At 43.7% G+C, this 12628-nt stretch carries 11 protein-coding genes; 6 read left to right on the plus strand and 5 right to left on the minus strand.

Annotation, left to right across the window (positions count from 1 at the left end):
- Positions 1-34 precede the first annotated feature (34 nt).
- The 6 genes from R7P36_RS21185 (at position 35) to R7P36_RS21210 (ending at position 7780) form a co-directional block, all read left to right on the plus strand.
- A complete protein-coding gene (locus tag R7P36_RS21185; protein ID WP_017820023.1) occupies positions 35-1510 on the plus strand; it encodes a hypothetical protein in 1476 nt (491 codons plus the stop codon).
- 264 nt (positions 1511-1774) lie between these two features.
- Entirely contained in the window at positions 1775-2545 is a 771-nt protein-coding gene (locus R7P36_RS21190; RefSeq protein ID WP_085569616.1) for an ABC transporter ATP-binding protein, read from the plus strand.
- Between the two features lie 83 nt (positions 2546-2628).
- On the plus strand, positions 2629-3399 hold the full coding sequence (locus tag R7P36_RS21195; protein ID WP_005378437.1) for an ABC transporter substrate-binding protein: 771 nt from the start codon (positions 2629-2631) through the stop codon (positions 3397-3399).
- Between the two features lie 81 nt (positions 3400-3480).
- Positions 3481-4221 carry an ABC transporter permease gene (locus R7P36_RS21200; protein WP_005378436.1) on the plus strand — a complete coding sequence of 247 codons (741 nt, stop codon included), beginning with the start codon at positions 3481-3483 and terminating at the stop codon, positions 4219-4221.
- Positions 4222-4224: 3 nt separating this feature from the next.
- On the plus strand, positions 4225-4902 hold the full coding sequence (locus tag R7P36_RS21205) for an ABC transporter permease (protein WP_005378435.1): 678 nt from the start codon (positions 4225-4227) through the stop codon (positions 4900-4902).
- Positions 4903-5056: 154 nt separating this feature from the next.
- Positions 5057-7780, plus strand: a complete 2724-nt coding sequence (locus R7P36_RS21210) for an ImpA family metalloprotease (protein ID WP_213899467.1) — start codon at positions 5057-5059, stop codon at positions 7778-7780.
- A gap of 92 nt (positions 7781-7872) precedes the next feature.
- On the opposite strand, the gene xthA is transcribed toward R7P36_RS21210, so the two are convergent.
- The 5 genes from xthA to dinG all read right to left on the minus strand — a co-directional run bounded on the left by xthA (position 7873) and on the right by dinG (position 12356).
- A complete protein-coding gene (gene xthA, locus R7P36_RS21215) occupies positions 7873-8679 on the minus strand; it encodes an exodeoxyribonuclease III (RefSeq protein ID WP_213899466.1) in 807 nt (268 codons plus the stop codon).
- A 95-nt stretch (positions 8680-8774) separates the two neighbouring features.
- Entirely contained in the window at positions 8775-8939 is a 165-nt protein-coding gene (gene rsmS, locus R7P36_RS21220) for a pleiotropic regulatory protein RsmS (protein ID WP_005378432.1), read from the minus strand.
- Positions 8939-9484: a primosomal replication protein gene (locus R7P36_RS21225; RefSeq protein WP_033905048.1), complete on the minus strand. Its 546-nt coding sequence runs from the start codon at positions 9482-9484 to the stop codon at positions 8939-8941. Before R7P36_RS21225 ends, rsmS begins: the two co-directional genes overlap by 1 nt.
- A complete protein-coding gene (locus R7P36_RS21230; RefSeq protein ID WP_213899465.1) occupies positions 9481-10266 on the minus strand; it encodes a sulfite exporter TauE/SafE family protein in 786 nt (261 codons plus the stop codon). The genes R7P36_RS21225 and R7P36_RS21230 overlap by 4 nt, the downstream gene beginning before the upstream one ends.
- A 14-nt stretch (positions 10267-10280) precedes the next feature.
- Positions 10281-12356, minus strand: coding sequence for an ATP-dependent DNA helicase DinG (gene dinG, locus R7P36_RS21235; protein ID WP_115385849.1), 2076 nt, complete (start codon positions 12354-12356; stop codon positions 10281-10283).
- Positions 12357-12628: the final 272 nt, after the last annotated feature.

The following is a 12628-nucleotide window of genomic DNA, read 5'->3' on the forward strand; positions in this document are numbered from 1 at the left end:
GGCTAATCATTGCCGCTCAGTTTAGGAAAAAGACATGAAACAGCTTAAAGTACTGCCACTAGTGGCAATCATCTCAGGGTTAATGGTCGGTTGCGGCGGCGGTGGCGGCGGTGGCGGTGGTGCAGCGCCGAAAACTGCGTTTACTTTTGATTTTGCTATACCAGCAACAATGACTGAAAGTGAAGCAACTACGAAAGGTTGTACTGTATATGACCACAAAACTGAGCTGAACGGCGATAAAACGGTTTTAACCTATAGTGCAGCGTCAAAAGAGCAAGTGACCAACTATGTTATCGGTTACTACTCTGATGCCGATGGCAAAAGATCCGGAGACATTATCAAACCTACCACTGATAACTTTAAGTTTTATCTTGAAGATATCCCTGACGGCGGCTTTGTAACGTTTCAAGCAATAGAATTTAACGGCAAAGAAGCTCGCGTAAACACGTTTTCAAAAGAGTTCTTGCAAGATAAGAAACTACGTAATGCTACTTTTGCACTAAACCGAGACTCTTTGAACAAATGCTTTACTGGCGGTAACTTAGCAAGCAATAAGTTTACTAACTTAGATTACCGAAACGCTGAATCAGGTGGCGGAGATTACAACTTTGTCTCGCAAACCGATATTTTCACGTCTCCGAACCCTGATATGTTGCCTACTGATGAACTGATGGGGCTTAAAGGTGAACCAACGGCATTGTTTCAGTATGAATCAGGTTCAAGCGACAAAGCGCTTTACCAATATGGTATTGGTTCGTGGGGAACTGGTGAGATAGCCTTAGTTAGAGCGGATAATACGTCAAACATTTATTCGTCTTCTGACTATACTTACGACTCGCTTAACATTGGCTTTGTTACTAACGGCTTTGCATATGACGCGTTGAAGCTGGATAAAACGGCCGTTGAATATAATCGCCCTAGTGCAACGAATAAAGAAACTTGGGTATACATGGCGTTCTCAGAGAATCAAGTTAATGGTTGGGAGTCTCTACTTAACGAAACGATCTCTGACGGATGGGATATTGACGTTGATCCGAGTGCTTACTTAAATATTGATAACCTGCCGAACACAAAACCAAGTGTATCAACGCAAGGAAGTGCAGAGTCCGTGATTGATCTGGACATGGGCTTAACATCGTCTACTGAAGGCTTTACTCGTGTCGCTTACTTTGCAACTTCAGGCGACTACAGAGTCACACATCGCATTTTCACAACAAGTGATAGTGATTCTGTTGTTGTTCCAGAATTGCATTACTACAACTTCCCAACATCGGCCGTTAACGGTTTGAAAGTTTCAGCTTCGGACGATTTTAATCGCACTGCTTTGGTAGTGAATGAAGATAGTAATATTGATTCTAAAGTTTTCATGAGCTTCTTCTCCAATGGTGAAGCGTCAGAGCCTGAACTAGATGAAGACCTAGATGGCATCATTACTTCTGAAAAAGAAGGCTTAGAAAATGAAGTGACATTACGTACTTCAAACTCGTTGGTAGTCAGTCGTTTTAATTAATTCATTGCGACCTCGAATAGGTTTCAATTAACACTTTTGTAAATTTATTAAGCCCCTTTGAAAGGGGCTTTTTTATATTTAATATTCAACTTTTGAAGAATATGTTGCTATATATTGCATATTAATTTGTCTATCGTATCTTTCTATTCGAATTATTTAGGTTAATAATTTGTTGCAAGTTTCAAAGGGCGGTGCTAATTTGTTCCGAATTAGAGAGGGCGGAGTCCCTTAATTGCAGTGACAAAAACACAGGGAGTAGGGCGCATGAATGATGTACCAGCGCTAGATATAAAAGACCTGCACAAAACATTTGGACAAAATGAAGTTTTAAAAGGCATTTCACTTGCCGCGCACAAAGGAGATGTTATCTCCATTATTGGCTCTTCCGGCTCAGGTAAGAGTACCTTTCTCAGATGTATCAACTTGCTAGAAACGCCTACCGCGGGCGAAATTTGGGTAAATGGTGAATTAATCCAAATGAAGAACAACAGAGCAGGTGAATCTGTTCCTGCTAATGAAAAGCAAGTCCAACGTATTCGCTCACGCCTGGCAATGGTTTTCCAAGGTTTCAACCTCTGGTCTCACCTAACCGTACTAGAAAACGTGATTGAGGCGCCTGTTCATGTCTTAGGCGTTCCAAAATCTCAAGCGATTGAAAACGCAGAAGTCTTGCTTAAGAAGGTAGGCTTGTATGAGCGTAAAGATTATTACCCTGGGCACTTATCTGGCGGCCAGCAGCAACGTGCAGCTATTGCCCGTGCGCTAGCAGTTGACCCAGAGGTGATGTTGTTTGACGAGCCAACTTCTGCGCTTGACCCAGAACTTGTAGGAGAAGTTCTGGGGGTAATGAGAGATTTGGCAGATGAAGGGCGAACTATGCTGGTGGTCACGCACGAAATGGCGTTTGCGCGTGACGTATCAAACCATGTGATGTTTTTACATCAAGGCTTAGTGGAAGAACAGGGAAATCCAGCTAAGCTATTTACAAACCCGGATTCAGAACGATTACAGCAGTTTATCTCATCCATTTACTAATATTTGTTAGGCGGCAGACTATTGCCTCCTAAGCCAACACAACAAACAAAACGAAATAAAATAGCAATCACAGGAGTATGGAAATGAAAAAGTGGTTATTAGCAGCAACGATTGCTGCAACGGCAGTATCAGGTGTTGCCCAAGCGAAAGAATGGAAAACAGTTCGCTTTGGTATCGAAGGCGCTTACCCTCCGTTTAGCTGGACAGAAACTGATGGCTCAATAAAAGGCTTTGACGTAGACATGGCAAATGCACTCTGTGAAGAGATGCAAGTGAAGTGCAAAATCGTCGCTCAAGATTGGGATGGTATTATTCCTTCTCTGCTTGCACGTAAGTACGATGCCATCATCGCAGCAATGTCTATCACTGAAGAGCGCAAGAAAAAAGTCGATTTCACTGGCAAGTACGCACAAATTCCAAATAAATTTATCGCTAAGAAAGGTGCGGGTCTAGATTTTGATAATCTTAAAGATGTCAAAATTGGCGTGCAACGTGCGACGACACATGACAAGTACTTAACTGACAACTACGGCGATGATGTTGAAATTGTGCGTTATGGCTCTTTTGATGAAGCGTATCTTGATCTAGAAAATGGTCGAATTGCTGCTGTTTTAGGTGATGCTTCTGCTCTAGAAGAGGGTGTGATCAACAAAGCAGGTGGCGAAGCTTATGAGTTTGTTGGACCATCGTTAACCGATCCAAAATGGTTTGGCGAAGGTATGGGTATCGCTGTTCGTAAACAAGACAAAGATCTAACGAAGAAACTCGACGCAGCAATTATTTCACTACGTGAGAAAGGTGTTTACCAAGAAATTGCTGGTAAATACTTTAACTACGATGTGTACGGTGAATAAACCGTAATTAAGCGACCGTTGGCTTGTTCCTAGAAGTAGTCAACGGTCGATTTTTTGAGTTTAGGGATTAGGAACTCACCTATGCTAGATTTACAAGGATACGAAGCTTCGATTTTGAAAGGAGCTTTAGTAACAATAGAAGTTGCAGTGCTTTCACTCATTCTCGCCATGGTCTTAGGCATGCTTGGCGCATTAGCTAAGTTAGCACCTTACAAATGGGCAAGGGCGATTGCCACTCTTTACACCACCGTCATTCGCGGTATTCCAGATTTGGTTCTGATGATGCTGATTTTCTTTGGTGGACAAATACTTTTAAATAACAGCCTTTACTCCATCAACGAAACGCTCAACGAGTGGTTTGCCTCGAGTGATCCAAACCATGAATGGACGTCTTACTTACCTGATTATATTGATGTCAGCCCATTTATTGCTGGTGTACTCACGATTGGTTTTATCTTTGGCGCCTACATGGCGGAGACTTTTCGTGGAGCGATCATGGCGGTGGACAAGGGTGAATTAGAAGCGGCGAAAGCTTATGGGATGAGTTCTGCTTTATCGTTTAGAAGAATCTTGCTTCCTCAGATGATTCGTCATGCATTACCTGGATTTGGTAATAACTGGTTAGTGTTACTTAAGACCACTGCGTTAGTTTCCATTATTGGTCTGGATGACATGGTGAGAATGAGCTCATTGGCAGCAGGTACGACCAAAATGCCGTTCACCTTTTACATGGCTGTCGCGCTCATCTTTCTATTTTTTACCAGCGTTTCGACCGGGCTACTCAAGCTTGTTGAGCGTAAGTTCAGTATTCATGCGAGGTAAGTTATGGACTTTTCTTTGATTATTGAAAGCTTTCCAACTTATCTTCAGGGACTTTGGACAACAGTTTGGTTAGTGGGATTAGCGTTGGTTATTGGCTTGTGTGTCTCTATCCCATTAGCCGTGGCACGCAATAGTACCAATTACGCTCTAAGCTTACCTTCTTGGGGATTCATTTACTTTTTCCGTGGAACGCCGCTATTGGTTCAGCTGTATTTGATTTACTACGGCATGGATCAGTTTTTCCCTGTGAAAGATACCTTGTGGGAGAACGCTTGGTTCTGTGCTCTGGTCGCTTTTATTCTTAATACATCGGCTTACACCGCAGAAATTATTCGTGGTGCGATTAATGGTTTGCCGAAAGGTGAGGTGGAAGCTGCGAAAGCCTATGGCATGAGTAAGTTTATGACATACCGACGTATTATCTTGCCGAGTGCATTGCGTCGAGCATTACCAGCTTATTCAAACGAGGTCATATTTATGCTGCACGGAAGTGCAGTCGCGGGCATCGTTACCATCATGGATTTAACTGGTGCTGCGCGTCTAGTTAACTCGCGCTACTATGCACCATTTGAGTCTTTCCTGACGGCGGGGCTGTTCTACATGGCACTGACGTTTATGATCTTGTGGTGTTTCAAAGTGGCAGAGAAGCGTTTCTTAGCTTATCTGCGTCCTTTAAGCTAATTATCAATAGAGGCAATAGCACCGGAGTGGGTGCTATTGCTTTTGATAATTTTGTTATCTTCATTCCTATTTTTCCTACCGATACAAAAGACTATTTCTTTTTATTCATGTACTTACATTAATATTTGATAAACTCATTGTTTAGTAAGTAAAAATGAAAAAAACAATTCTATCGTTGGGCATTGCCGCCTTAGCCACAGGATGTGGTGGGGGAGAGGGAGAATCACAACCTAATGCTCAAGTAAAACCAACGCAAGCTCCAGTTCAACAAGCTCTTGAAACTGGTAATGCACTGCTCGTTTCTGACCCGAGCGAATTCATTCGTAAAAGTCGTCAGGTTGTAGAAGCTCACAAGATGCAGTCGAATACGATCAAATCTGCAATTGCGAAAAACCTTTCAGGTCTTTATTGGGATCCAACCCATGATGCCGCGATCTTGGCACCTCAGTATGGCTTCAACGACACCATCTTGATGACCAATAAGGCCATGGCAAGCGGTTACAAAGATCAAGCGTTGTCAATTGGCGTTGCCGGAGAAAAATCTAATGGTCAACGTTATGCACTATTAGGGAGTAACCCATTTAGAACGGCACAACGTTTTCCCGACTCTTCCAACTCTGCGATGACGCAATGGTTAAGTAACCTGGTCACTTGGTTGTCGGGCGGAGTTACTTCAAACGTCGTCATCGCGCAAATGGATCAGTCTTATTACTTTCCGGATGAGCAAGCGACTCGCAATTGGCTGAAAGACACTGTTTCACAAGAGCTGGCGTTTAACGAGGCCAACCTATGCGATGGTTCGAAGCTACTTAGCTGCTTGCAAACCAATACTCCAAACTTATTGATCTTGTCACAGCATCTGCAATCTGGAGATACCAACAAACCAGTACTCGAAGCTTTGGAATACGCTGAGCAAGCCCAAATTCCTGTTCTATACCTGCATTGGGATGGAGGACTAACTGATCTTGGCCAAGACATTTTGGGAAGATTCCATGTTGATTATGTGGGAGATAACTATTGGCGTAAGTTAGGCTTGGTCGACTGGGATCCTTCATCGTTGATGAACGTTGTGCCGGACTCTGTCATCACACAACAAGCGCTGTTGTCTCGTTTTGAATCTCAAAATTTCAACGTTGACTTGTCAAAGTGTGATGACAAATCCTGCCCTGACACTGCGAATATGGACAGTCAATTTTATGCAGGGGCAAACAGCATTCGCCATTGGTTGCAAAAGCTTGATGAACAAAAAGTAGATTTGTTTAATCAAAACGGCTACCAATACGAAAAACTCATGGTATTGCTGGCTGATCATTATCGTCAAACGGTTGTCTTCCCGATGGACAAACAGTCAACCCAAACGACCGAATTCCTAAAGTCGTACTTTGCCGATTACGTGCAATACAACAGCCGAAGCGTAAACCCAAAACAACCAAATATGGGGAACTTCAGCCGTAGTGAGTTTAGCCCTGAAATAAAGAGAATCAGTGCAACGATTAATATGGAATCAAAGCGTAACTTCCGTTCGGCTGGTGTGTATGCGCTTCCTGGGGAAACCTTTACGGTTAAACGTAATGACAGCAATGATGTGGCGACTAAGATTGTCATCAACACTTTAAGAAGTGGTGCAACTCATGAGTTCAGCAAAGATGGATACACACGACCAAAACTGCTGACTTCATTCGGCTATGAAGTGAAGCCGGGTGAAACCATCACGCTGACTTCTCCTTATGGTGGTCCAGTACAGGTTCACTTTGACAAAAATGATGTTCCGGTTGAACTGAAATTTAATCATGTGGCACAGCATCCAGTTTGGAGAAGTGAGAAGGACAACGACGCTTTTATTCAACAGTTAGAAGCCAATTTATTCGATTGGGCTGAGCTGATCACTCCTGGGTTTGAAGTACACTCAAAGCGCGACAAAATGTTGGAGTCGGTCAACGATGAAATGTGGTCTACCCCTTCGGAAATGGCGCTTGCAACAGAAGAATATGTTCACAACTACCCGCATGTGCTGGCAGGTTTCCAAGGGCCGGGCATAGATGAAGTGCCTGAAATTATTCAATACGCCCAAAACCAAGGTTGGGAAATCGCCAATATTGATATAGTGAAGCATATGAACGCTGACCAAGCGACGTGTGGTTACGGCTGTTCTGGTAACCCATACGATGCTTACTGGTCATTCAGCCCACTCGGTCACGGTGATTTACATGAGCTTGGTCATGGCTTGGAAAAAGGTCGATTCCGATTTGCAGGCTGGGAAGGGCATTCAACGACCAATTACTACTCGTATTACAGTAAGTCTCGTTTCTTCCAGAATACGGGGAAAGTTTCAACTTGCCAAAGCTTGGATTTCAAAGGCCAGTTTGAATTATTGCAAGTTAGCCGAACTCAAGCGGATCCAAACGCATACATGGCTGCGCAAAATCAAACCAGTTGGAGTTGGGGCGCTCGTGTTTACATTCAAATGATGATGGCGGCGCAGCATGAAGGTGTGCTTAAAAATGGTTGGCATTTATTGGCGCGCTTGCACCTGATTGAACGTGAGTTTAACCGCTTAAAATCGGACGACGCGCTTTGGGATGAGAGACGATTGAGCATTGGTTTTGCCAACTACTCTCGGGAAGAAGCAAATAGCATCTCGAACAACGACTGGTTGCTTATTGCTCTGAGCTACATCTCTCAGCGAGATATGACTAACTATCTCGATATGTGGGGGTTCTCGTTCACAGAAAAAGCGAAACAGCAGGTTGTGGCGCTGAATCTACCGCCGATGCCGCTCACTTACTTTGCAAGTAGTAATACAGGCTACTGTCTGAACGAATTTGCTCAAACACCGATAACTATTGATGGTCAAACGGTTTGGCCGCTGAATCAGTGATTAACTGGTAATTTGTATGAAAAGGGAGACTGAGTCTCCCTTTTTATTGGACTAAGCTTAGCGTTGAGTCTCGCTTATAGCTTTGCAATATATTACTTAAATGTTGACCAGATTGGTGCGTGATCTGAAGGCTTCTCGATACCACGAAGCTCATAGTCGATACCAGATTCAATACACTTTTCCGCTAGAGAAGGGGTTGCCAAAATGACATCAATTCGTAGGCCACGGTTATCATCAAAACCGCGAGAACGGTAGTCAAACCACGAAAATTGATCGTTCACCTCTGGGTATAGCTTACGGAAGGTGTCCACAAAGCCCCAGTCTAGTAAGGTTTTCAACCATTCGCGCTCTTCAGGTTGGAATGAACATTTACCTGTTTTTAGCCAACGTTTACGGTTTGGTTCGCCGATACCGATATCTGCATCAATAGGGCTGATGTTGATGTCACCCATAACAATCAATTGCTCGTCGTTATTGTGATGATCGTTTAGGTAGGTCATCAGATCTTTATAGAATTGGCGCTTGTATGGGAATTTGGTTTCGTGGCTGATGTTATCCCCTTGAGGGAAATAGCCGTTTAGCACAGTGACCTTTTCGCCGTTTTCATTTAAAAACGTTGCCATGATCATGCGCCTTTGATGTTCCTCGTTATCCGTCGGGAACCCTTTTTGTACGTGTAGAGGCTCTTGCTTACAAAGCATTGCTACGCCGTAATGTGCTTTTTGACCATGGAAATACACTTTGTAGCCCATGGCTTCGACAGCTTCAATCGGGAATGCTTCATCGTGAACTTTAATTTCCTGAAGACCAATCACATCAGGTTGGTGTTTGTCGATTAGCGCTTGGAGTTGGTGCAGTCGCGCACGTAGTCCATTGATGTTAAAGCTGATTACTTTCATTATTTATCCTTTTGGGGGCGTACTTTTTTATGAATAGTATCATTGTGTAAGAGCACTGAAAATGAGTCTCGGTGAAAGGATTGAAACGCTCTGAGCTACTTTGCTTTTAATTTGTTTTCTAAGTCGTTTTGCACGATCTTTAAAGCGTTAAGCGCAACTTCTGGATCTATCTCATTGCTCTCAAGCAAATAGATTAAATCGACAGCCAGTTTGATCTCTTCAGGTGCGTCATCTAAAGGCGAGGTTGGTTGGTCAGCCATTATTGATGTTTTTCCCTATGTGTAATTTGGTTCTCTAGCTTAAGAAGTGCTGCTTCACAACGCGCTAAACGTTGCTCGGTTGCTAGTAATACTTTTTGAGCGTCGGCACGCATAAAACTCGGAGCGCTTTCGACAGCACGTTCTTTTTCTAACACCATCTCGCGCAAGCGTCTTGCCCACTCTTGGTGTTGAGCGAGTTCCTGATAAAGCACGTTGATAGGCTTGCGGAAATAGCTGCTATGTTTGATTTCATTCTTACGAATTTTAGTGGTAGAAATCTCGCGTTGAATTGCACCGATTTGCGCCACTAACCTTTCAGTGAGGTACTCAGCACGCAAAGCGGTGAGCTTACCTTCATTTTGCTCACGCACAATCGCATCCAGCGTGGCTTTTGCTTCTTTTACGCAAGGAGTAAGTAAGCGAGAGCGGCAACCAAATAAACGCTCATCAAAAAGCGGAACATGATGTTCGCCTCTTTGACGGTCAAGAACAGCGGCTTGCTTCGCCATTTGTTCTAGATTTTCCTGGAGTTGAGAAATGTTCATGACAAGCCTACAAACCATGCGTCATAAGCCAATTTAATGGCTAGTATGCTGACGACAGTAACAAATACAGGACGAATGAATTTAGAACCAAATCTAATAGCGGAGTGCGCGCCAACAAAAGCACCAGCCATTAAACATACTCCCATTGTTAAGCCTAGCACCCAGTTGATGTGTCCGAGGAGTGCAAAAGTGATCAAAGAGGTAAAGTTACTGGTAAAGTTCATTGCTTTTGCTAAGCCAGAGGCGAGCAAGATATTCAGTCGGTACAGCGCCATTGAACTTACTGTCCAAAAAGCCCCAGTTCCAGGCCCTGCGAGTCCGTCGTAGAATCCTATGGATAAGCCTTGCATGTACTGTTTTTTATGAAGTTTTGGGCAAGGCTCGGGTATTGGACTTTGATGAGCAGAGTGGGGCGTTTTATGAAAAACGGTATACAACGCTGCCGCCAAAATAACAAGCGGCAATCCTTTTTCCAGCCAATCCGTACTAATCGCATCTACAAATAGCGTACCTAATGTCGCTCCGAAGAGTGTCGCCACGAATGCACGCCGCCAGCATTGAGGCTTGAATAGACGTTTTTTGTAGTACGTAAATGCCGCAGTAGAAGAAGCAAAGGTAGCGGCAAGTTTATTGGTGCCTAGTGCAATATGAGGCGGCAAGCCCAGCGACAGTAGAGCAGGTACGGTAAGCATGCCACCACCACCGGCAACTGCATCAATAAATCCAGCGACAAAAGCGACAAGCGCCAACACCAACAGCATGGTTGGCTCAATCATTTCCATAAATGGTGATTCTTCTAATATTCTATTTTACGTTTAAATGGAGGTAGTGAGTCGATTAAGGCTTGTCCGTATCGCTTAGTGACTAGGCGTCGATCAAGAATCGTTACTCTACCAGAATCTCTCTCTTTACGCAGTAAGCGACCTACGCTCTGGATCAGCTTTTTGCTTGCGTCTGGTACAGTTATTTGCATAAACGGGTTTCCTCCTTTTTTCTCAATGTATTCGGAATGAGCCTGCTCAACAGGGGAGGTTGGAACGCCAAATGGAATTTTTGTAATCACCAAGTTTTCAAGTAATTCGCCAGGTAAATCTAGCCCCTCAGAGAAACTGCCAGTACCAAATAAGATGCTGGTTTTATTTGATTCTATTAGCTTTTTATGTTTTTTTAGAATTTCTTGACGTGAGCTTTCACCTTGAACTTGCAACGCCCAGCCTTTTTTTATGAACTCCGAAGAGAGTGCCTTCGCGACTTGGTTCATCTGCCAATAGGATGAGAATAATACTAAGTTGGCTTTCTTGTCTTCCAAGTACTTAGGCAAGATCTCAATAAGATATTCAGTAAATTGAGGCGCTGGTGGTTCATATTTCATCGCAGGGATGAGTAATTCTGCCTGGTTTTGGTAATCGAATGGTGACGCAAGCGCTAAAAACTGTGTGCCTGATTCTGGCTTGCCATCAATACCAACCTGATGGCAAAAGTAATGGAAGGAGTTTAATGCACGCATCGTTGCGGAAACCAAAATGGCGCCAATACATCTGCTCCAAATCTGTTGGTCGAGTTGCCATCCAATTTCAAGTGGCGAAACACTCACAATGAAATCACCCTCGCGATCGGGGTGGGTTTCTAACCAGCGAGCTAAAGGCGCACCTTTTTCACGAGCTGGTTCAGCCATTAAATGCCATACTTGCGCTAGGTTTTCTAACCTTTGAATGTAGAAACCGAGCTCTGCAAGCGCTGGTTCAGCCAACCTTGTCGCAAGCTCCCCGTCTTTTACTCTTTCCGCAATAAGATCGGCAATTTTTGCCACACTCTGATTTGCTTTTTTACTGAACTGTTTTAGTTCTTTGGATTGGTTCTCTAGCCACTCCGGTAGTTCACCGTGTTCGAAGCGGTAGATACCCTCTTCAAATTGAGCTGGGTCGAACTGTTTGGGCAATTGAGTCAGTGCCGGTATCAAGTTCTGAACCGCGTCTTGAAGGTCATTGCGAAATCGAGCTACGCGTTTCTCGTCTGCGAGTGATGAAAACTTACTAATCGACTGATTTAACTTCTCAAGCCATGCTGCCGCACCTTTTAAACTCGCAGATGCTGAAGCATGGTCACGAGCGACGTGAGGTAAGTGATGTGCCTCGTCGAAGACGTATATCGTGTTTTCTGGCTCAGGTAAAATCACGCCGCCACCTAAATCTGCGTCTGCCATGACGAGAGAGTGGTTAGCAATGATGACATCGTTTTTATCCAACTCTGAGCGCGCTTTTTGGAATGGGCAGCCGCGGTGGCCTGGTAAACTGTTATTGCAACTGTGTTTATCACTGACAATCAGTTGCCAAAGCTTATCATCGATGGTTTTAGGCCAAGAATCACGGTCACCGTCCCATTTCCCTTGCGCAAGAGAGCGATGCATTGTTTCCAACAGCTCTATATCTTTTTGCTTAGGTTTGGTTTCAAACATGGCTAACTGGCCACCATCAGCACCGCTAGCAGTGGCGAGCTTTTCAGCGCAACAATAGCGTTGACGGCCTTTTGCCAAAATAAAAGAAAACTCGCGGTCAGTAATCCGACGAAAAAGAGGGAGGTCTTTATTTATGAGCTGCTCTTGCAGAGCGACGGTCGCCGTTGAGATAACCACTTTTCTATTATTATGTACAGCCACGGGAATGGTCGCCATTAGATAGGAGAGCGATTTACCAATTCCAGTCCCTGCTTCTGCAACGAGTATTCGGTTAGATTTGTGATACTGACCGCACAGCGTTTTTGCAATCTCTGCAACAAGGTAGTTTTGTGCTCTTCTAGGCACAAAGTTATCAAGTTGATCTTGAAGGTTTTGATAGCTATTACGAATCGATTTTTGAATGTTACTGGTCAGCATACGGGCCTCAAATGCGTTGGAGGCGAATAGTAGCACACATCACTAGTTGTACAGTAGTTCACAAAACGGAATGCTTTTATAAGGAATGTAGATCTCCTTCACAAAAAAATATTGAACCTTATCTTAATGAAATTAATTTCATTATATGAAAAATATAAAACTCCAACTTGGTCTGATTTGTGGGTTTTTATTCTTTTTTTTGTTTTCAGCCCTAAACCACCTACTTCAGTAGGTGGTTATCATCCGTTTCGGCTTTGCCTGTAAAACTACTC

Origin of the sequence: Vibrio sp. 397 (genome assembly GCF_033339395.1) — a bacterium.
GTDB lineage: Bacteria > Pseudomonadota > Gammaproteobacteria > Enterobacterales > Vibrionaceae > Vibrio > Vibrio alginolyticus.